Below are 21,439 nucleotides of genomic sequence, written 5' to 3'. Positions count from 1 at the left end.
AATATCGCTTTCAAACGCAGTTTTCAAGGGCTAATGTAGTAAAAACTACAACATTACCGACAAATACCACAGACAAGTGGTGCGACACTGGCACCGACAGTACGATAGACACCGTGCAAACGGCCCGCTGTTCCATCAGCCGGCTGTCTTCCCGACCCAAGGACATACCATGGACCGCGTGCGAAACCTCCTGGAACAGATCCAGGGACGCCTCGACGAGCTGAACAAGGCCGAACGCAAAGTCGCCGAAGTCATCCTGCTCAACCCGCAACAAGCCACCCGCTTCAGCATCGCCGCCCTGGCCCAGGCCGCCAAGGTCAGCGAGCCGACGGTCAACCGCTTCTGTCGCTCCTTCGGCGTCAGCGGCTATCCCGAGCTCAAGCTGCAGCTGGCCCAGAGCCTGGCCAGCGGCGCCGCCTACGTCAGCCGCGCGGTGGAGCCCGACGACGACCCGGCCGCCTACACCCAGAAGATCTTCGGCAGCGCCATCGCCTCGCTGGACAGCGCCTGCCAACAGCTCGACCCGCAACAGGTCAGCCGTGCCGTGGACATGATGATCCAGGCCCGGCAGATCCACTTCTTCGGCCTGGGCGCCTCGGCCCCGGTGGCCCTCGACGCCCAGCACAAGTTCTTCCGCTTCAACCTGGCCGTGTCGGCCCACGCCGACGTGCTGATGCAACGTATGCTGGCCTCGGTGGCCCATACGGGCGACCTGTTCGTGATCATTTCCTACACCGGGCGCACCCGCGAACTGGTCGAGGTGGCCCGCGTCGCACGCGAGAACGGCGCCTCGGTGCTCGGCCTGACCGCCGCCGGCTCGCCCCTGGCCAAGGCCTGCAGCTTGAGCCTGCACATCCCGCTGCCCGAAGACACCGACATCTACATGCCGATGACCTCGCGGATCATCCAGCTCACCGTGCTCGACGTACTGGCCACCGGCATGACCTTGCGCCGGGGCGTGGACTTCCAGCCACACCTGCGCAAGATCAAGGAAAGCCTCAACGCCAGCCGCTACCCCGTCGAGGACGACGAACTCAGCTGAGCCGATGCGCCTGCAGGCTCAGGTGGGCCTGCTGCCCGGGCGCCAGGCTCAGCCCCTCACCACTGCCGCTGGCCGCTTCGACACAGACGAAACGCTGGCACTCGCGCCCGCTGACACCCACCAACGGCCGACGCCCCGGGTGCCAGACCACGGTATCGTCGCTGTCACCGGTATCGATGCACAGCTCGCGCTGCCAAGCCGGGTCCTGCAATTGCACTCGAGGCGTGCCCGGGTAGACCTTCTGGCACCCGCCCTTGAGCTTCAGCGCGCCATCCTCGCGGCAGGCCTGGCGATTCAAGCGGTCATAACCTTCGATATCCTCGAGCCCGGACAGCGCTATCTGCGCAACGTCGCTGATACGCCAATAGGCCAGCAGCGCATGGCTCAGCTGGCACGGCTCACTGTCCTGGTGCTCGGTGGTCAGGCTCAGCTCCATGCGCTGGCCCAACCGGGCATGCAGGTCGACCTGCCAGTCGCACAGCTGCAGGCGCCACGTGAGGGTCACGCCCTCCTCGTCCTCATGGCTGTCCATGAGCTTCCAGTCGAGCAACCGCGCCCAGCCATGGGCCGGCCACAGGTCTTCGCTCGGGTGACGCCCATACCAAGGCCAGCACACCGGCACGCCACCCCGAATCGCCCCCACCTGCGGCCACTGCTCGGCGCACCACAACCAGGGCCGTTCGCCCGTTGGCTGAAAGTGCAGGAGCTGCGCGCCCTGGCGGCTGAAAACCGCCTGGCAGCGGGGGTGGTCGATGATCAGTACATCGCGCTGCTGGTAACGCTCCCACTCGAACGTCGGCCGAGGCCTCTGCGCGCAAAAGAAGCGATGTAGCGGATGTTCGGGCATGGTTCCAAGCTCTTGTTGTTTGAGATAGCGCTATCTCGGCTCGGGCCTCGTTTCCACTGCGGACCAGTGGAAACGAGGAAGCCGGGAATGGATGGCGTAAATTTACAACAATTTTTCTCAGAATGACGACTGAATCTTCAAGCCTGCGACCAGCGCGTTATCCACATCGTCCACGCCGCCCGGGCTCTTGATGTATTGCAAGTTGGGCCGCACGGTCAGCCAGTTGGTGACGTGGAAGCCGTAGTAGAGCTCGGCGTTGTACTCGGTGCGCTGCAGCGGCACGAAGCCTGGGTTGTCGTAGTCGTCGATGCCACTGGCTGCGTTGAGCTGCTCGGCACGCTTCTTCACGTCGTCGTTGACGTGGATGCGGGCGATGCCCAAGCCGATGTCATCCTTGGGTCGGGCATCGAAGGGCCCCTTGTAGACCATGCCGACCTGCTGGTAGTTGTCGATGACGTTGGTGGCCTTGTCATGCACCGTGAAGTTGGCGAACAGGCTCAGGCCCCGATTGACGTCGCCGCCGTGGGCGGTCACCTGCTGTTGGGCCACCACCCACCAGCCATGCTTGCTGGAGTGGGACTTGAAGTCGTTGCCGGTGATGCCCTGGGGCTGGCCGTTGACGTCCTCGTAGACATCGTCGGCATTGGCGGTGCTGTAGTAGTAGCCCAGGCGGTACTCGCCCGGCAGGCCGTTGACCTTGGGCGACCAGACCATCTCCACCGGCAGGATGGCGCCCTTGGTGCCACTGCCGCTGAGCTTGAAGCCATTGCCGGTCTCCAGGTTCGAGGGGTTCTGTTCGAAGGCGCCCACCTGCACGAAGAATTCCGGGTTGATGTTGTACTTGACCCGCAGCGCCCACTGACTGACCGGCCAGTTGTACCAGATGCCGCCCACCCAGTTGCCCACCTGGGAGCCGCAGAACGCCAGGTTCTGGAAGTCGCAGGGGAAGCTGTTGAAGTCCTCGCCTTCGCCGAAGCGGCCGAATTTCACATCCAGGGCGCCGTCGAAGTACTTCTGCTTGATCCACATCTGGGTCAGGCGCCAGGTCTGGCCACGGCCCCAGACCTCCTGCACCGAGCTGAGATGGCCGGCCCGCGGGTCGCCGATGCGGTCGTTGGACAGGTTGCGACCGCTGCGCTCGGTGATCGCCAGCTTGAATTCGGCGTCATGCCAGCCAAGGATCTTCTGCAAGTCCAGGTGCGCGCCGAGGGCGAACTGGTCGCTGTAGCGAGCCGTCTTGTCGTCGTTGTAGCCGCCGTGCAGGTTGCCGGCCGCTTCGCCGACATAGTCAAGAGTGAAGTCGTAGCCTTTTTCCAGCAGTTCGGTGCGAACACCGCCCCAGTCGCCGGTCATCCATTTGGAGTCCGCCGAAAAGGCCTCGGCCGCCTGTGCCCCATTGCTGCCGACGATGGCCAGCATGGCCAGCGACCCCAGTGCCCTGATGCGTATGCGATGATCCATCCCTTGTTCCTCACTGTTCTTGTTATTGATGGTGTAGACGATTCAGCGCCCTTTGAAACGGGCGACATTACCGGTGGCCTGGCACACCGGCCCGGCACGTCCCAGACGCTCGCCGCTTTGTGCGTCGAACAGCAGCACCCGCGCCGGGTCGAACTGCAGGTTCAGGGTGTCACCGACCCGGCAGGCGACATCCGGCGCCAGCCGGCAGCAGACCTTGACCTGATTGAGGGTGACGAAAACCAGCAGGTCCGGCCCAGTGGGCTCGGTCACCTGCACCTGGGCGCGGATACCAGGCAAGCCGGTGCCCTCCCCCACGCCGATCTGCTCCGGGCGTATGCCCAGGACCACATCGCGCCCTTCCCATTCGCCCTCCACTCGCCCCAATGGCAGCTCGCAACGCGCCTGGCCGCTGTCGAGCAGCGCCAACAGGCGCCCTTCTTGTTTCGTCAGGCGAGCAGGGATGAAGTTCATCGGCGGTGAGCCGATGAAGCTGGCGACGAACTGGTTGGCCGGATCGTTGTAAATCTGTTGGGGCGTACCGAACTGCTGGATCACGCCATCCTTCATCACCGCGACCTTGTCGCCCAGGGTCATGGCCTCGATCTGGTCGTGGGTGACGTACACGGTGGTGGTCTTCAGGCGCTGGTGCATCAGTTTGATCTCGGTGCGCATCTCCACCCGCAGCTTGGCGTCCAGGTTCGACAGCGGTTCATCGAACAGGTAGATCTTCGGCCGCCGTGCCAGGGCACGGCCCATGGCCACCCGCTGCTGCTGGCCGCCAGAGAGCTGCCCGGGCTTGCGGCCGAGCAGGTGTTCGATCTGCAGCAGCTTGGCGACCCGCGCCACCTCTTCGTCGATGGCTGCCTGGGGCATCTTGCGGATCTTCAGGCCGAAGGCGATGTTGTCGCGCACGTTCATGGTCGGGTACAGCGCATAGGACTGGAACACCATGGCGATGTCCCGGTCCTTGGGGCTCATGGCGCTGATATCGGTGCCGTCGACCAGGATCTGCCCACCACTGATGTCCTCGAGCCCGGCGATGCAGTTCATCAGGGTCGACTTGCCGCAGCCGGAAGGCCCCACCAGGATCAGGAACTCACCCGACTCGATACCCAGGTCGATGGCCTTGAGGGTATCGGCCAGGCCACTGCCGTAGCGCTTGTTGACGTTGCGAAGTTCGAGCCGTGCCATGTGTCACCCCTTGACCGCGCCGGCGGTCAGGCCGCGCAGGAAATATTTGCCGGCCAGCACATAGACCAGCAGGGTCGGAAGCCCCGCGATCATCGCCGCCGCCATGTCGACGTTGTATTCCTTGACCCCGGTGCTGGTGTTGACCAGGTTGTTCAGGGCCACCGTGATGGGCTGGGCGTCGCCGCTGGCGAACACCACGCCGAAGAGGAAATCGTTCCAGATCTGGGTGAACTGCCAGATCAGGCAGACCATGATGATCGGCACCGACATCGGCAGCAGGATGCGCCCGAAGATCGTGAAGAACCCCGCCCCATCCAGCCGCGCCGCCTGCACCAGGGCCTCGGGCACGCTGCAGTAGTAGTTGCGAAAGAACAGCGTGGTGAAGGCCAGGCCATAGACGATATGCATCAGCACCAGGCCCGTGGTGGTACTGGCCAGGCCCAGCTTGCCCAGGGTGAACGAGGCCGGCAGCAGGACAGTCTGGAACGGCAGGAAGCAACCGAACAGCAACAGGCCGAAGAACAGCTGCGAACCCCTGAAGCGCCACATCGACAGCACATAGCCGTTGAGCGCGCCGATCAGCGTGGACAACACCACCGCCGGCACGGTGATCTTCACCGAGTTCCAGAAGTAGCCGCCCACGGTGTCCCAGGCCTTGATCCAGCCGATGCCGGTGACCACCTCCGGCCAGCTGAGCAGGTTGCCGGCACGAATATCCTCGGGTGTCTTGAAGCTGGTGAGCAGCATCACCACCAGCGGGATCAGGTACAGCGCGCAGGCGGCCAGCAAGGTGGCATGGATGGCCAGGCGGCTGGGGGCGAACCAACGTGGGCTAGTCATGGCGCTTGTTCCTCAGTTCCGAATACAGGTAGGGCACCAGGATCGCCAGGATGGCGCCGAGCATGAGGATCGCGCTGGCCGACCCCATGCCCATCTGCCCACGGCTGAAGGTGAAGTTGTACATGAACATCGCCGGCAGGTCGGAGGCATAGCCAGGGCCACCTGCGGTCATGGCGGCGACCAGGTCGAAGCTCTTGATAGCGATGTGGGCAAGGATCATGAGGGCGCTGAAGAACACCGGCCGCAGGCTGGGCAGGACGATGCGCAGGTAGATCCTCGGCAGGCTGGCGCCGTCGACCTGGGCCGCCCGCACGATGGACGAGTCGACCCCGCGCAGCCCCGCCAGGAACAGTGCCATGACGAAGCCGGACGCCTGCCATACCGCGGCGATCACCAGGCAGTACACGACCCGCTCGGGGTCTACCAGCCAGTCGAAGCGAAAGCCCTCCCAGCCCCAGTCGCGCAAGAGCTTGTCCAGGCCCAGGCCGGGGTTGAGCAGCCATTTCCAGGCCGTGCCGGTAACGATCATCGACAGCGCCATCGGGTAGAGGTAGATGGTGCGGATGACCCCTTCGCGGCGGATGCGCTGGTCCAGCAACACCGCCAGCACGACACCGACCACCAGGCTGATGGCGATGAACAGCCCGCCGAATACCAGCAGGTTCTTGCTGGCGACCCACCAGCGGTCGTTGGCCAGCAGCTTGAGGTACTGGGTCAGCCCGGCCCACTTGTAGTTGGGCATGAAGCTGGAGTGGGTGAAGGACAGCACGAAGGTCCAGAGGATGTAGCCGTAGAAGCCCACCAGGACGATCAGCATGCTCGGCGCCAGCACCAGTTTCGGGAGCCAGCGTTGCAGGGCGTCCAGGGGGGAGGCCCGCAGGGTTGCGGTTGCTGTGTTCATGAGTGATACCGAGTCAATGGCGGCGCTGCGCACCGCATCGCGGGGCAAGCCCGCTCCCACAAAGTGAGCGCTGCCCACAGGTCATGCGGCACCTGTGGGCGCAGGCCCGTTACTGGGCCGCCTTGATCGCCGCGCCCAACTGCTTGGCCGCCTTGGCCGGGTCGGCCTTGGGGTCGTTGAGGAAGTTGGTGACCACGTCGAAGATGGCCCCCTGCACCGCCAGCGACGAGGCCATGTTATGCGCCATGCTCGGCTGCAGGCCATCACCCTGCTCGGCTTGCTGGAAGTCCTTCTGCGATTGCTGGGTGCAGGCATCGAACTGGCTCATGTCCATGCCCTGGCGCACCGGCAGCGAGCCCTTGGCCTGGTTGAAGGCAGTCTGGAAGGTCGGCTCCAGCGCGACCTTGGCCAGGTCGTTCTGGGCCTTGATGTCGTTTTCATCCTTGAGCTTGAACATTGCCAGGGAGTCGATGTTGTAGGTGAAGCTGCCCTGTGTGCCGGGGAACGGCACGCATTGGTAGTCCTTGCCGGCCACCTTGTGCGCGGCGGTCCATTCGCTCTTGGCCCAGTCGCCCATGATCTGCATACCGGCCTTGCCGTTGATGACGTCGGCGGCAGCGATGTTCCAGTCACGCCCGGCACGGTTGGCGTCCATGTAGGTGCCCAGGCGTTGCAGAGCCTTGAAGGCCTCGACCATCTGGGCGCCGGCCAGGGTGTCCTGATCCAGCTCGACGAAGGCCTTGTGATAGCCCTGAGGCCCCAGGGTCGCCAGTACCAGGTTCTCGAACACAGTGCTGTCCTGCCAGGGCTGGCCACCATGGGCCAAGGGCTGGAAGCCTGCCGCCTTGAGCGTGTCGGCAGCGGCGAACAGTTCGTCCAGGGTGGTGGGCACCTTGGCCCCGGCCTTCTCGAACACCTGCGGGTTGACCCACAGCCAGTTGACCCGGTGGATGTTCACCGGTACGGCTACGTAATGGTCGTCGTATTTCCAGATGGGGGTGAGCTTGGCCGGCAGCAGTTGGTCCCACTGGTTGGCCTGGGCCACGTCGTCGAGCTCGGTGAGCAGACCCAAGGCGCCCCACTCCTGGATATCCGGGCCCTTGATCTGCGCGGCGGCGGGTGGGTTGCCGGCGACGGCGCGGCTCTTGAGTACGGTCATGGCCGCGGCACCACCGCCACCGGCCACGGCGTTGTCCTTCCAGGTGAAACCGTCTTTTTCGACCTGCTGCTTGAGGGTATTGACGGCGGCAGCCTCACCGCCGGAGGTCCACCAATGCAGGACTTCGACAGCGCCCTTTTCTTCGACAGCCAGGGCGGTCAGTGGCATGAATGAGGCGAGGGAAACGACAGCGGCGAGACGAGTGATCGCATTCATCGTGGGGGAACCTTTCTTGTTGTTATGCATAGGCAAGTCATGGTGCTTGCGCTTGCATTGGAGTCTAACCAGACGCCCACGGCGAGCAGGTAACGAAGGGATGCACGAATGTCACTGACTGGTGACATTCGGCGGGTCACTCGGCGCTGCGCGGCAGGCTCAAGGTCACCCGCAAGCCACCCTGGCGCAGGTTCAGCAGGCTCACCTCGCCACCGTGGCTGTGGGCGATGTTGCGCGCGATACCGAGCCCCAGGCCGTAGCCTTGCTGCTGCCCGGCCAAGCGGAAATGCGGCTCGAACACCTGCTCCAGACGCTGTTCGGGAACACCAGGCCCCTGGTCGTCCACCTGCAGGACAAAGCCGGTGGCGCTATCGAGAATGCGCAGGTGCGCCCTTTCCCCATACTTGATGGCATTGTCGATCAGGTTGCCGATGCAGCGGCGCAGGGCCAGGGGCTTGCCCGGATACGGCGCCAGGGCACGGCCCTCGAGGGTGATGCGCCCATCACCCAGGTAGGGCTCGGCGAGGATCTCAAGCACCTGGTTGAGGTCGATGGGCTCGATGTTCTCGTGGATATCGGTGTCCTTCACACATTGCAGGGCCCCCTTGATCAGCAGCTCCAGCTCGTCGAGGTCACGGCTGAACTTGGCCTGCATCCGCTCGTCCTCTAGCAACTCGACGCGCAGGCGCAGGCGTGTGATGGGCGTACGCAGATCATGGGACACGGCGCTGAACAGCTGCGCACGCTCGGTCAGGTAGCGGCTGATGCGCTCACGCATGCTGTTGAACGCCCGCCCTACCTCGGCCACTTCGCTGCCGCCACCCTCGACGACCGGCGCCACGTCGGCCCCCAGGGACATCTCCCGCGCAGCCCGGGCCAGGCGTTTGAGCGGACGGCTCTGCCAATGCACCAGCAAACCGATGAACAGCAACAGCAATGCGGTGGTCAGGGCGATGAAACCGATCTGCTGTCGCGGCAACCGCTCGGCCTCCAGGCTGGTGTAGGGCTCAGGCAGCAACGAGGCGATGTACAGCCACTCGCCTTCGCCCAGGCGAATCTGCGTCACCAGCACCGGCGGGTTCAGCGGCTCCAGGGTCAGCGAGTAGTGCGCCCAGGAGCGCGGCAGCTCGTCGAGTTTCAAGCCACTGTTGAAGATGCGCAGCTCCTGTGGACTGACGAATTCGACCAGGATTTCCATCTGCTGGCCCAGACGCTCGTGCAGCACCTGCTCGAACACCTCGATCACCGCCCGCTTGCGCGGGGTGATCGGCAGCATCGGCATGTCCAGCGGCTTGTCGTTGAGCGAGACGAAGAACCGCGTGCCACCCATGCTGCGCAACTGGTCCAGCACCATGGGCCGATAGGCGACTGGCAATGAGCGGAAGTAGCTGACGCTGGCGCTCATCGAATGGGCCAGGCTACGGGCACTGGCCTGCAGGCCCTGGAGCTGGCTGGCACGCAGCTGAGAGACCCAGATCAGGCTCGACAGCCCCTGGGCCAACAGCACCACCAGCAGCGTGAGCAGCAGCATGCGCCCGAGCAACGAGCGCGGCAGCAAGCGCAAGCGCCGCTCAGCAGGCCGGGCAGACATGGGCCGCCAGCAGGTAGCCGCTGCCACGCACGGTGCGTATCAGCCGAGGCGGTTTTTCGGTGTCGCGCAGGCGCTGGCGCAGACGGCTGACCGCCATATCGACGATGCGGTCCAGCGGCATCGGCTCGCGTCCACGGGTGGCATTGCCGATGGTGTCGCGGTCGAGGATTTGCTGCGGGTGGTCGAGAAACAGCTTGAGCAAGGCGAAGTCGGCCCCGGAGAGGATCACCTCCTCGCCGTCGCGGTGGAACAGCCGATGGCTGATGGTATCCAGGCGCCAGTCATCGAACATCAGCACGGCCTGGCTGGGCGCCGCCTGGCCGAATTCGGCGCGGCGCAGCAAGGCCTTGATTCGCGCCTGCAGCTCGCGCGGGCTGAACGGTTTGCCCAGGTAGTCGTCGGCCCCCAGCTCCAGGCCAATGACCCGGTCGGCTTCGTCGGAGCTGGCGGTGAGCATGATGATCGGCACCCGCGCCAGACGAGGATGCTGGCGCACCCAACGGCACAGGCTGAAACCGTCTTCGTCGGGCAGCATCACGTCGAGGATCACCAGGTCGCAGGGCTCGCGCTCCAGCGCCTGGCGAAAACCCTGGCCATCAGCCTCGGCATGCACCTGGAAACCGGAGCGGCTCAGGTAGGTCTGCAACAGTTCGCGGATTTCCTGGTCGTCGTCGACCATCAGGATCGATTTGCCGGTGGAGCTCACGTTGGCCGTTCCTTTGCTATCGATAGGGGTTGCCTTGCAGCCCATCGCGGTCCGACGTGTCCCGCGATGAAGCCTACGCTTGGTTCAATGATCCAACGCCTGCTGCAGTGCCACCCCGGCTCCCAGCAACCCGGAAAACTCCGCCGTCACCAGCCACACCGGCACCCCGTCGAAATACCCGCTCATGCAGCCCTTGTCGGCGAAGCTCGCAGCAAAGCCGCTGCGCAGGAACAGCTCGGCAAAACGTGGAATCACGCCGCCGACAATATAGACGCCGCCCCGCGCACCCAGGGTCAGGACATTGTTACCAGCGACTCGCCCGAGGAAGCGGCAGAACTGCTCGACCACCGCCAAGGCCCGGGGCTCACCGCCCAGGGCGGCATCGGTGATCTGCGCCGGGGTTTTGTGTCTGGGTGTGTCGCCATCGAGCGCGCACATCGCCTGGTACAGGCGCAACAGGCCTCCGCCACTGAGCACCGTTTCGGCGCTCACATGGCCGATCTGCCCATGGATCTGCTGGTGGATCGCCGCCTCCCGTGCGTTGCCCACCGGCAGGTCGACATGCCCACCCTCCCCCGGCAAGGCCAGCCAGTGCTGGTTGTCCAGGCGCAACAGGCTGCCCACGCCCAACCCGGTACCGGGGCCGATGACCAGGGCTGGCCGGGCAGGGTCGGCCGTACCTGCGCAGACCTGGCGGTATTCACCGTCCTGCAGGCGCGTCATGCCCAGGGCCATGGCGCTGAAATCGTTGATCAACAGCAGGCGCTCGACCTGCAGGGCCTGGCAAAAGGCGCTGCGGCTCAGGCGCCAGTGGTTGTTGGTGAAGCGGAACTCATCGCCGCTGACCGGCCCTGCCACCGCCAGGCACACCGCAGCCAGGCCGCCGCGCGGGATGCCTTGCCCGGCGAGATAGGCCTCGATGGCCTGCTCGGGGTTGGTGTAGTCGGCGGTCGCCAGGACCTGTACCGCCTGCAGCTGGTTGTCGTGCCACAGGCCGAAGCGCGCATTGGTGCCTCCGATGTCGCCAACCAGCAAGGCCTTCATTTGAGCTGCTCCAATGCCGAAGTGAAGGCGCTGACGCCCTGCTCGGCCGAGCTGAACGCCACGCGCATGAAGCCGAACAGCTCGCGCCCCATGCCCAGGTCGTTGCCCTGGGGAGCCGTGGGCAGGTCACGGGTTGCCAGCTCTTCGGCCGACACCATGACCTGCAGCGTGCCTTCGACACCGTCGACCCGCACGATATCACCATCGCGCACCCGCGCCAGCGGGCCGCCATCGTAGGCCTCCGGGCATACATGGATCGCCGCCGGGATCTTGCCCGAAGCGCCAGACATCCGCCCGTCGGTCACCAGTGCGACCTTGTAGCCGCGGTCCTGCAGCACGCCGAGGAACGGGGTCAGCTTGTGCAGCTCGGGCATGCCGTTGCAACGCGGGCCCTGGAAGCGCACCACCGCGACGAAGTCACGCTCCAGTTCACCGGCCTTGAAGGCATCGGCCAACGATTGCTGGTCATGGAACACCCGCGCCGGCGCTTCCACCACCTGATGCTCGGGCGCCACGGCCGAGACCTTCATGACGCCCCGCCCGAGGTTGCCGTTCATCACCCGCAGGCCGCCTTCGGCCGAGAACGGCCGGGCCACCGGGCGCAGGATGCTTTCGTCCAGGCTCTGGCGTGGGCCTTCACGCCAGACCAGCTTGCCCTCCTCCAGGAAGGGCTCCCGGGTGTAGCGGCGCAAGCCGTGGCCGGCCACGGTATTGACGTCCTCGTGCAGCAGCCCGGCGTCGAGCAGTTCGCGAATGAGGAAGGCCATGCCACCGGCGGCCTGGAAGTGGTTGATGTCGGCCTTGCCATTGGGATAGACGTGGGACAGGGTCGGCACCACTTCGGACAGGTCCGCCATGTCCTGCCAGGTCAGCTGGATGCCCGCAGCCTGGGCGATGGCCGGGATGTGCAGGGTATGGTTGGTGGAGCCCCCTGTGGAATGCAGGGCGACGATGGCGTTGACCAGGGCCTTTTCGTCGACGATCTCGCCCAGCGGCATGAAGCTGCCGCTGGCCTTGGTCATACGCGTGACCTGCTGCGCCGCCTCGGCGGTCAGGGCGTCGCGCAGCGGGGTGTAGGGGTTGACGAAGGAGGCCCCCGGCAAGTGCAGGCCCATCACTTCCATCACCAGCTGGTTGGTGTTGGCCGTGCCGTAGAAAGTACAAGTGCCCGGGCTGTGGTAGGACTTCATCTCCGATTCCAACAGCTCCTCGCGGCTGGCCTTGCCTTCGGCGTAGCGCTGGCGCACGTCAGCCTTTTCCTTGTTGGAGATGCCCGACGGCATCGGCCCACCCGGTACGAAGATGGTCGGCAGGTGACCGAAGCGCAGGGCGCCCATCATCAGGCCGGGGACAATCTTGTCGCAGATACCTAGCATCAGCGCCGCATCGAACATGTTGTGCGACAGCGCGATGGCCGTGGACAGGGCGATCACCTCGCGGCTGGCGATGGCCAGCTCCATGCCCGGCTCGCCTTGGGTGACGCCGTCGCACATGGCCGGCACGCCACCGGCGAACTGCCCGACCGAGCCGATCTCGCGCAGGGCCTGCTTGATCTGTTCCGGGAAGTGCTGGTACGGCTGGTGGGCCGAGAGCATGTCGTTGTAGGCCGAGACGATGGCCACGTTGGCGGCGTTCATCATGCGCAGGCTTTGCTTGTCCTGAGCGCCACAGCCGGCCACGCCATGGGCGAAGTTCGCACATTGCAGGCTGGCGCGCATGGGGCCGTCGCTGGCCGCGCCGCGAATCAGCTCCAGGTAGCGTTCACGGGTGGCACGGCTGCGTTCGACCAACCGTTCGGTGACCTCAAGGATGCGCGGATGCATGTACTGGACTCCAGGCTAACTGTGGGGTGGTGTCTTCGGGCATTTCCCCTCCAAACGATTGCGGCCTAGGCTCAAGGTGAGGGTGCCTGACGCGATCAAGGGGTGGTCTGCCCGACCACTCGTTGTAGGTTTAACAAAATACTGCCATCAAAAAGGCTTGTTTTCTATCCTGCGAGGAATAATCTTGTAATTCCAATAACAAAACCGTTTCAGTGAAGTCACCTTTTTGCCACAGGCTTCACCCGGACCGCCAGAGGTAATGCCATGACCCTTCGCATCGCCATCAATGGATTTGGCCGCATCGGACGCAACGTCCTGCGCGCACTCTATACCCAAGGCTACCGCCAGGACCTGCAGGTCGTCGCCATCAACGACCTGGGCGACAGTGCGATGAACGCCCACCTGCTCAAGTACGACAGCGTGCACGGCACGTTCGAGGCCAGCGTCGAAGCCGACCAGGAGAGCCTGACGGTCAACGGTGACCGCATCTCGGTCAGTGCCATCCGCAACCCGGCAGAGCTGCCGTGGAAGGCCGAGGGCGTGGATGTAGTGTTCGAATGCACCGGCCTGTTCACCGACCGGGCCAAGGCCGCCGCCCACCTGGCCGCCGGGGCACGCAAGGTGATCGTCTCGGCACCTGCCAAGGGCGCCGACGCCACGGTGGTCTACGGGGTCAACCATGACAGCCTGCGAGCCTCGCACCAGATCATCTCCAACGCCTCCTGCACCACCAACTGCCTGGCACCGATCGCCCAGGTCCTGCACCGCGAGTTCGGCATCGAGCAAGGGTTGATGACCACCATCCACGCCTATACCAATGACCAGGTGCTCACCGACGTCTACCACAGCGACCCTTACCGGGCGCGCTCGGCCACCCAGTCGATGATCCCGAGCAAGACCGGCGCCGCCGAGGCCGTGGGCCTGGTGCTGCCGGAACTGGCCGGCAAGCTCACCGGCATGGCCGTGCGGGTGCCGGTGATCAACGTATCGCTGGTGGACCTGACCGTGAACCTCAGGCGCGAAGCCACCGCCGAGCAGGTCAACCAACTGTTCCTCGAGGCCAGCCGGCACTCCCGGGTATTGGGCTACAACGCGTTGCCGCTAGTGTCGTGCGACTTCAACCACAACCCGTTGTCGTCGATCTTCGATGCCAACCATACCCGGGCCAGCGGAAGGATGCTCAAGGTGCTGGCCTGGTACGACAACGAGTGGGGCTTCTCCAACCGCATGCTGGATAACTGTCTGGCGTTGTGCAACGCCCGCTGATCGCGGGCAGGCCCTTGTGGGAGCGGGCTTGTCCCGCGATTAGGCGGCACTGCCAATACAGTTCATGGCAAGGGCTTCGCCCTTGATCGCGGGACAAGCCCGCTCCTACAGGCATCGCCAGCAGATTCGCGCCGATAGCATGTTGGACTTGACCAATAGGGCAGATGATAAGCATTATCATTCGCCTCTCGTTGGTCAGGTTTTCCCGTGAGTCAGTCCCGCTTCGATACCGTCTTCCTCACCCAGCGCCTTACCTTGCTGCGCACACTGCAGCGCATGGTCGGCAACCCCAGCACGGCCGAGGACCTGCTGCAGGAAACCTACCTGCGGGTCACCCGTGCCCTGGGCGAGCGGCCGATCGAACACCTCGAGCCCTTCGTGTTCCAGACGGCGCGCAACCTCGCCCTGGACCACCTCCGTGCACGCAAGGTGCAGGCACGTACATTGGTCGACGATGTGCCCGACGACATCCTGTACAACGTCGCTGCCCCCACCACCAGCAACGAAGATGCCGCCCACGCCGAGCAGTTGCTCGAGCGCTTGAGCATCAGCCTCGGTCAGTTGACCCCGCGCCAACAACGTATCTTCATCCTCAGCCGCCTGCATGGCGCCAGCTACCTGGAAATCGCCGACCAGCTGAAGGTTTCGGCCAGCACCGTGCAGAAGGAGCTCAAGCTGATCATGGCGATCTGCATGGGCGTGGCCGAGCGCCTCGAATAACCGCCACTCGCCGGTCGGCCCAGGCAAGGCGCTTGCCATGGCTTCGCGCAGCCGTGATCATTTGCGAAAAGACCTACAGCAAGGATTCTTCGTGACAGACAGCCCTGCCTCTCGCCCATCACCTGCAGGGCCTGACGCCCGTGCCATGGACGAGGCGATGGACTGGCTCGTGCGCCTGCAGTGCGCCAGCGACGAGGACATCCGGGCCTTCGAAGCCTGGCTGGGTGCGACTGAGGAAAACGCCGCAGCCTATGTACGTGCCGAGGCCCTGTGGAACGGCGCTCCCTTACGCCAGGCCGCCGCGCAACTGCACCAGGCCCAGCGCCGATCCCTGGTCGCACGTCTGCACCCCCATCGCAAGCCCCTGGCTACCGCCGCTGTATTGCTGGTCGGGCTGCTCACCTTCGGCAACCTGCCGATGCGCCTACAGGCCGACCACCTGACAGTGGTCGGCGAACGCCAGCGCCTGCAACTGGACGATGGCGCCAAGGTGCTGCTCAATACCGACTCGGCCTTCGCAAGTGACCTGCGCAACGGCCAGCAGGTCGCGCGCCTGCTCAAGGGCGAGGCCTATTTCCAGGTGCCTGGCAATACCACATCGCCCCTGCAAATCCAAGCCGGCCCTTTGCGCGCGCAGGCGAGCGACACCGATTTCGCCGTGCGCTACCTCGATGGCCAGGCCCAGGTCAGGGTGCAACGCGGCGATGTGGACGTGCAGGCGCCGAGCGATCAACGCATTCGCCTCAGCGCCGGCGACAGCATCAGCGTCGGGCCCCAGGGCTTCGGCGAACGCGAGCGCGCGGACCTGCGCAAGGACCTGGCCTGGGTCGACGGGCGCCTGGTGTTCGAGAATTGCCCGCTGAGCCAGGTGCTCGCTGAAGTGCGGCGCTATTACCCAGGCTGGATCATCAACCGCAACGCACGCCTCGATCAGGTCGCGGTGACCGGCAACTACCGCCTCGACCAACCGCTGGAAACCTTGCGCGCCCTCGCCCACATCACGTCGGCACAACTGCATGAATACCCGGCGCTGGTGATCATCAACTGATCCACTGATTATTTTTACGCGATCAGCACCCTGCATCCGTCTCGTTATGGCCAATGCAACTGATTCTTGTTTGAAAACAAGAACAGTCATCACCTATAACAGTTCGCGCGTCAGGGAGCGCCTTCGATGTCCACAGGTCCAACTCGCCCGTCCAACCCGCCCCGCCGTATGGGGCAATTGTCCCTGCTGACCTTGGCCCTGCTCGCCAGCGGCGCCTGCAGCCTGCCAGCGCTGGCTGCGGAACCGGCCCAAGCCAGCAGCCCACGCATGGGCGACTACCGCTTCGCCATCGACCAGCAGCCTTTGGTTGCAGCGATCAATGCGTTCAGCCAGGTCACCGGCTGGCAGGTCGGCTTCAGCGCAGAGGTGGCCGAAGGTGTTTCCTCGCCAGGCGTGCAGGGCTCGCTGACGCCGCAAACAGCGCTGCGCCGCCTGCTGCAAGGTACCGGGCTCCAATTCCGCACCATCAGCAACGGCAACGTAGTGCTGGAGCGCCAGGCGATCGGCAACACCATTGCCCTGCAACAACTGACAGTCAGCGCCACCCGCAGCGCCCAGGACGTCAGCCAGGTGCCGAGCACGGTGACCGTGCAGACCCGCGAACAGCTCGACCGGCAGAACGTCAACACCATCCAGGACATGGTGCGCTACGAGCCCGGGGTATCGGTCGCCGGCACCGGCCAGCGCAGTGGCTTGAACGGCTTCAACATTCGCGGCATCGACCGCGAACGCATCCTGACCCAGGTCGACGGCGTCTCGATCCCCGACAGCTTCTTCTACGGCCCCTACGCGCAAACCCAACGCAACTATGTCGACCCCGAGATCGTCAAGCGCGTGGAAATCCTGCGCGGCCCGGCGTCGGTGCTGTACGGCAGCAACGCCATCGGCGGTGCGGTGAGCTACTTCACCCTCGACCCGGACGACATCATCAAGCCCGGCCAGGACGTCGGTGCCCGCCTGAAGACCGGCTACAGCTCCGCCGATGAAAGCTGGTTGAACTCCGCCACCGTCGCCGGCCGCCAGGGCGCCTTCGACGGCCTGCTGCACCTGAGCCAGCGCAACGGCCAGGAGACCGAGAGCTACGGCAGGCATGGCGGCACCGGCCTGGACCGCACCGAAGCCAACCCGGTGGACGCGCGCACCACCAACGTGCTGGCCAAGCTGGGCTGGAACTACGCCGATGACTCACGCCTGGGCTTGACCTACGAGCGCTACAAGGATGACCGCGACCAGAACATGCTCAGTGCGGTAGGCGGCCCCTTCATCCCAGGCATGGGTGCCATGAACATGTACCGCGCCCGTACCGGTAACGACACCATCACCCGCGAGCGCTTCGGCATCCAACATGAGTTCGGGCTCGACAGCCTGCTGGCCGACCACGTGAAGTGGAGCCTGAACTACCAGATCGCCAAGACCGACCAAAGCACCGAGGAGATCTACGCCCCGAGAGTGCGTGAGGTACTGCGCACCCGCAGCACCACCTACAAGGATCGTCAATGGGTCTTCGATGCGCAGCTGGACAAGGCGTTCAGCCTGGGCGAAACCGAACACCTGCTGACCTACGGCACGACCTTCAAGCATGACAAGGTGACCGGTTCACGCAGCGGTACCGGTACCTGCCTGTCGGTTGGCAGGGGCTGCCCGGCCCCAGGCGCGGACAGCCCGGCAGATGGCCAGGCACTGGTCAGTGATTTCCCGGACCCGACGGTCGATACCTACAGCCTGTTCGCCCAGGATGAAATCCGCTGGAACAACTGGACCTTCCTGCCCGGCGCCCGCTACGACTACACCCGCATGAAACCGAAAATGACCGACGCGTTCCTGCGCGGCCTGGAGAACGGCGACGGCAGCGCACAGAACGTCGACGACTCGACCAAGCACTGGCATCGCCTGTCGCCCAAGCTGGGCGTCACCTATGCCTTCAACGACCATTACACCTGGTACGGCCAGTACGCCGAAGGTTTCCGCACGCCGACCGCCAAGGCCATGTACGGTCGTTTCGAAAACGCGGAGCTGGGCTACAGCGTCCAAGGCAACCCGAACCTGGAGCCCGAAAAGAGCAAGAGCTATGAAACCGGCCTGCGTGGCCACTTCGACGCGGGCAGCTTCGATGTCGCGGTGTTCTACAACAAGTACCGTGACTTCATCGACGAGGATGCGGTCAAGAGCCTGGACCTGCTGCCCACCTACCAGGCCAACAACATCAGGCATGCCACCATCAAGGGCGCCGAGGTCAAGGGCCGCCTTGACCTCGGCCACTTCGGCGCGCCGCAGGGTCTGTACACCCAAGGCTCGATCGCCTATGCCTATGGCCGCAACGACGACACCGGCCAGCCATTGAACGCCGTCAACCCGCTGACCGGCGTGTTCGGGCTGGGCTACGAGCAACCGGGCTACGGCGCGCAGGTCAGCTGGACGCTGGTCAAGCGCAAGACCCGCGTCGACGACGACACCTTCTTCGCTCCGGATGGCCAGAGCACCAAGTTCCGTACACCTGGCTACGGGGTGCTGGATCTGACCGGTTTCTACAAGGTGACCGACGACCTCACGGTCAACGCCGGTCTGTACAACCTCACCGACAAGAAGTATTGGCAGTGGGACTCGGTACGCCGCTACGACGGCCAGGGCGAGGCCGCCGTGACCCAGCCGGCCAACCTCGACCGCCTGACGGCGCCAGGACGTAACTTCGCCATCAACTTGGTGTGGGATATCTGAGCCGTTCGCCGCAGCGGCCTGGGTGTCTGTGAAATCGAGCGCCGCCCGCGCGGCGCTCGACCTCACAAACAATACCTACCCCAAGAGGTACGCCCTCCTAAACCAAACAGAATTTTTACGTCCAGCCACCACCTCGTTCGTCTTGTCACTAGAGCCCAATTTCCCAAGGACCCACCCATGACCACCACTTCCCTGCGCTCCCAGCGCCTGAACCAGGTCACCCACGGCCCCCACAGCGAACTCGACGCCCTGGTCAAATCCCACACACCATTCGACAGTCGCGAAAGCTTCGCCCGCTTCGTGGTTGCCCAGTACCTGTTCCAGTCCGAGCTCAAGGCCCTGTACAACGACCCGAAACTGATCGCCCTCTTCCCCGACCTGGCCGCCCGCTGCCGTGCCGAGCATGCCCGCCTGGATTTGGCCGACCTGGATACAGAAGTGCCTGCCCCGGTGCCCGGTGCCCTGCACAACCCGAGCCTCGGCCAGGCCTTGGGCTGGATCTTCGTCTCCGAAGGCTCCAAACTGGGCGCCGCGTTCCTGATCAAGCGTGCCGTGGCCTTGGAGCTGTCCGAGCGTTTCGGTGCCCGTCACCTGGGTGAGCCGGAAGGTGGCCGCGCCGAAGGCTGGAAGCAGTTCACCCGGATCCTTGACAGCCTGGCACTGTCGCCCGAAGAGGATGCCGCCGCCGAGCGTGGCGCGGTCGAGGCCTTCGAGCGTTTCACCGAGTTGCTCAAGCACGCCTATGCCGCGGATGCCGCACTGGCCTGACACGCTTCACCCGGCCATCCGCTTCGATGGCCGGGCCGTTCATTGCAGTGAGACCATGACCCGACCTGCCCGCTCGAAACTGTCCCGCCTGTTGTTCGCGCTCCTGGCCTACATCAGCCTGGGCATCGGCCTCGTGGCCATCGTCATCCCCGGCCTGCCGACCACCGAGTTCATCCTGCTCGCCGCCTGGGCCGCCACCCGCAGCTCCCCGCGCCTGAGCGCCTGGCTGGAGAGCCATCGCCTGTTCGGCCCAATCCTGTACAACTGGCGCCATGGCAAGGTGATCCAGCGCCGGGCCAAGGTCAGCGCCACCGCCAGCATGCTGCTGTGTGCCGGGTTGATGTTGGTATTTCTGGAAGCGCGCTGGCCGGTGTTCCTGGCCATCGGCGGCATGACCCTGGGCAATCTGTGGATATGGTCGCGCCCGGAACGTCCCACTCCGCCCACCTCGGGCGAAGGTTCACAAGCTCAGCACTCCTGAATAGAGCGCATAGGCGGCCAGGCCGGCCCCGGCCAGCACCGCTGCGAAGATCAGCTTCTCCCATCGGGTGAACAGCGCCTGCCCCTGCTCATGCTTGGCCCGGGCGAACAGGATCACCCCGGGCGCATACAGCAGCGCCGACAGCAGCAGGTACTTGAGCCCCCCGGCGTACAACAGCCAGACGGCATAGAGCAACGCGACCACGGCCACCAGCAGGTCCTTGCGTCGCAGCCCCTCCTGCCCGGCATAGCCCTCTGCGCGCAGCGCCAGCAGTACCGCATAGGCCGCCGACCAGAAGTACGGCACCAAGATCATCGAGGAGGCCAGGTAGATGAGGCTGGTGTAGGTGCCTGCCGAAAACAGGGTGATCAGCAGGAAGCCCTGGATCATGCAGTTGGTCAACCACAGGGCATTGGCCGGTACATGATTGGCGTTCTCCCGCGCCAGAAAGCGCGGCATGGTCTTGTCCCTGGCGGTGGCAAAGAGGATCTCGGCGCACAGCAATGCCCACGACAGCAGTGCCCCGAGCAACGACACCGCCAGCCCGACGCTGATCAGCAACGCGCCCCAGGGGCCGACGATATGCTCGAGCACCGATGCCAATGACGGGTTCTGCAAGTTGGCCAGCTCCGGCTGGGTCATCACGCCCAGCGACAGCACGTTGACCAGCACCAGCAAGGCCAAAACGCCGAGGAAACCGATCACCGTGGCCTTGCCCACGTCCGAACGATGCAGGGCCCGGCCGGAATAGACGCTCGCGCCCTCGATGCCGATGAACACGAACACGGTCACCAGCATCATGTTGCGCACCTGCTCCAGCACGCCGCCGAACTTCGGGTTGCCCAGGCCCCAGATGTCGCGGGTGAAGATATCGGCACGGAATGCGAAGGCTGCGATGACGATGAACATCAGCAGCGGCACCACCTTGGCGATGGTGGTCACCTGGTTGATGAACGCTGCCTCCTTGATGCCGCGCAACACCAGGAAATGCACCGCCCACAGCAGGATGGAGGCGCAGCCGATGGCCACGGGCGTATTGCCCTCGCCGAACACCGGGTAATAGAAGCCTAGGGTGCTGAACAGCAGCACGAAGTAGCCGACGTTGCCCAGCCAGGCGCTGATCCAGTAGCCCCAGGCCGAGGAGAAGCCCATGTAGTCGCCGAAACCGGCCTTGGCATAGGCATACACCCCGGAGTCGAGTTCAGGCTTGCGGTTGGCCAGGGTCTGGAACACGAAGGCCAGCGCCAGCATGCCCACCGCGGTGATGCCCCAACCGATCAGCACCGCCCCGACATCGGCCCTCGCCGCCATGTTCTGCGGCAACGAAAAGATACCGCCGCCGATCATCGAGCCGACCACCAGTGCGATCAACGCCCCCAGGCGCAGCTTTTGTCCCGGTTCGCTCATAGGCCTCCCCTCGGTGCGCTGTAATACGCATGAAACAACCGTCCCGCTCATATAAAAACCACAGCGCTTTTATAGTAGCCCAAGCGATCAAGACTAAAAGCTTGGCGGTTGCAGGAGCTGAGTGCAACACGGTTATTGAATTGAAGCCGGAGCATCATGCCGCATTGCCATGGCATTTTGCATGACCTCTCCCATCACCTCGATGGGGCATTT

General features: G+C 64.5%; 18 protein-coding genes. 7 read left to right on the top strand and 11 right to left on the bottom strand.

Going from position 1 to position 21,439, the window contains the following annotated elements:
- The first annotated feature begins 178 nt into the window (after nucleotides 1-178).
- Nucleotides 179-1,042 (top strand): DNA-binding transcriptional regulator HexR, encoded by an 864-nt coding sequence (gene hexR, locus ACNFCI_RS20210; protein ID WP_216356234.1) that lies wholly within the window; start codon nucleotides 179-181, stop codon nucleotides 1,040-1,042.
- On the opposite strand, the gene ACNFCI_RS20205 is transcribed toward hexR, so the two are convergent.
- The 10 genes from ACNFCI_RS20205 to edd form a co-directional block, all read right to left on the bottom strand.
- On the bottom strand, nucleotides 1,035-1,889 hold the full coding sequence (locus ACNFCI_RS20205; protein WP_084856685.1) for a D-hexose-6-phosphate mutarotase: 855 nt from the start codon (nucleotides 1,887-1,889) through the stop codon (nucleotides 1,035-1,037). The genes hexR and ACNFCI_RS20205 overlap by 8 nt on opposite strands.
- A gap of 117 nt (nucleotides 1,890-2,006) precedes the next feature.
- Nucleotides 2,007-3,308, bottom strand: a complete 1,302-nt coding sequence (locus ACNFCI_RS20200) for a carbohydrate porin (RefSeq protein ID WP_324814196.1) — start codon at nucleotides 3,306-3,308, stop codon at nucleotides 2,007-2,009.
- Nucleotides 3,309-3,392: 84 nt separating this feature from the next.
- Entirely contained in the window at nucleotides 3,393-4,541 is a 1,149-nt protein-coding gene (locus ACNFCI_RS20195) for an ABC transporter ATP-binding protein (RefSeq protein ID WP_084856682.1), read from the bottom strand.
- A 3-nt stretch (nucleotides 4,542-4,544) separates the two neighbouring features.
- Nucleotides 4,545-5,381 carry a carbohydrate ABC transporter permease gene (locus ACNFCI_RS20190; protein WP_324814163.1) on the bottom strand — a complete coding sequence of 279 codons (837 nt, stop codon included), beginning with the start codon at nucleotides 5,379-5,381 and terminating at the stop codon, nucleotides 4,545-4,547.
- Nucleotides 5,374-6,282 (bottom strand): carbohydrate ABC transporter permease, encoded by a 909-nt coding sequence (locus tag ACNFCI_RS20185; protein ID WP_084856678.1) that lies wholly within the window; start codon nucleotides 6,280-6,282, stop codon nucleotides 5,374-5,376. Before ACNFCI_RS20185 ends, ACNFCI_RS20190 begins: the two co-directional genes overlap by 8 nt.
- A gap of 109 nt (nucleotides 6,283-6,391) precedes the next feature.
- Nucleotides 6,392-7,657, bottom strand: a complete 1,266-nt coding sequence (locus ACNFCI_RS20180) for an ABC transporter substrate-binding protein (protein WP_084856835.1) — start codon at nucleotides 7,655-7,657, stop codon at nucleotides 6,392-6,394.
- Nucleotides 7,658-7,793: 136 nt separating this feature from the next.
- On the bottom strand, nucleotides 7,794-9,248 hold the full coding sequence (locus tag ACNFCI_RS20175; RefSeq protein ID WP_368829804.1) for an ATP-binding protein: 1,455 nt from the start codon (nucleotides 9,246-9,248) through the stop codon (nucleotides 7,794-7,796).
- Nucleotides 9,229-9,954 (bottom strand): response regulator, encoded by a 726-nt coding sequence (locus ACNFCI_RS20170; RefSeq protein ID WP_084856674.1) that lies wholly within the window; start codon nucleotides 9,952-9,954, stop codon nucleotides 9,229-9,231. The genes ACNFCI_RS20175 and ACNFCI_RS20170 overlap by 20 nt, the downstream gene beginning before the upstream one ends.
- 84 nt (nucleotides 9,955-10,038) lie before the next feature.
- Entirely contained in the window at nucleotides 10,039-10,998 is a 960-nt protein-coding gene (locus ACNFCI_RS20165) for a glucokinase (RefSeq protein ID WP_368829805.1), read from the bottom strand.
- Nucleotides 10,995-12,821 carry a phosphogluconate dehydratase gene (edd, locus tag ACNFCI_RS20160; protein ID WP_416768151.1) on the bottom strand — a complete coding sequence of 609 codons (1,827 nt, stop codon included), beginning with the start codon at nucleotides 12,819-12,821 and terminating at the stop codon, nucleotides 10,995-10,997. Before edd ends, ACNFCI_RS20165 begins: the two co-directional genes overlap by 4 nt.
- A 264-nt stretch (nucleotides 12,822-13,085) precedes the next feature.
- On the opposite strand from edd, the gene gap reads away from it, so the two are divergent.
- The 6 genes from gap to ACNFCI_RS20130 all read left to right on the top strand — a co-directional run bounded on the left by gap (nucleotide 13,086) and on the right by ACNFCI_RS20130 (nucleotide 19,819).
- Nucleotides 13,086-14,087: a type I glyceraldehyde-3-phosphate dehydrogenase gene (gap, locus tag ACNFCI_RS20155; protein ID WP_084856669.1), complete on the top strand. Its 1,002-nt coding sequence runs from the start codon at nucleotides 13,086-13,088 to the stop codon at nucleotides 14,085-14,087.
- A 207-nt stretch (nucleotides 14,088-14,294) separates the two neighbouring features.
- Entirely contained in the window at nucleotides 14,295-14,807 is a 513-nt protein-coding gene (locus ACNFCI_RS20150) for an RNA polymerase sigma factor (RefSeq protein WP_084856667.1), read from the top strand.
- Between the two features lie 91 nt (nucleotides 14,808-14,898).
- Entirely contained in the window at nucleotides 14,899-15,855 is a 957-nt protein-coding gene (locus ACNFCI_RS20145; protein WP_084856833.1) for a FecR family protein, read from the top strand.
- Nucleotides 15,856-15,981: 126 nt separating this feature from the next.
- On the top strand, nucleotides 15,982-18,570 hold the full coding sequence (locus ACNFCI_RS20140) for a TonB-dependent receptor (protein ID WP_368829806.1): 2,589 nt from the start codon (nucleotides 15,982-15,984) through the stop codon (nucleotides 18,568-18,570).
- A gap of 177 nt (nucleotides 18,571-18,747) precedes the next feature.
- Complete coding sequence (locus ACNFCI_RS20135) at nucleotides 18,748-19,338, top strand: biliverdin-producing heme oxygenase (protein ID WP_324814185.1); 591 nt, start codon at nucleotides 18,748-18,750, stop codon at nucleotides 19,336-19,338.
- 55 nt (nucleotides 19,339-19,393) lie between these two features.
- Nucleotides 19,394-19,819 carry a YbaN family protein gene (locus ACNFCI_RS20130; RefSeq protein WP_084856831.1) on the top strand — a complete coding sequence of 142 codons (426 nt, stop codon included), beginning with the start codon at nucleotides 19,394-19,396 and terminating at the stop codon, nucleotides 19,817-19,819.
- Here ACNFCI_RS20130 and arcD read toward each other — a convergent pair.
- Nucleotides 19,799-21,226 (bottom strand): arginine-ornithine antiporter, encoded by a 1,428-nt coding sequence (gene arcD / locus ACNFCI_RS20125; RefSeq protein ID WP_368829807.1) that lies wholly within the window; start codon nucleotides 21,224-21,226, stop codon nucleotides 19,799-19,801. The two genes, ACNFCI_RS20130 and arcD, sit on opposite strands and share 21 nt — an antisense overlap.
- Nucleotides 21,227-21,439 lie beyond the last annotated feature (213 nt).

Source organism: Pseudomonas sp. NY15356, from assembly GCF_048068175.1.
Classification (GTDB): Bacteria; Pseudomonadota; Gammaproteobacteria; order Pseudomonadales; family Pseudomonadaceae; genus Aquipseudomonas; species Aquipseudomonas putida_K.
Note: the sequence above shows the minus strand (reverse complement) of the source record. Positions and strands in the feature narration are given on the sequence as shown.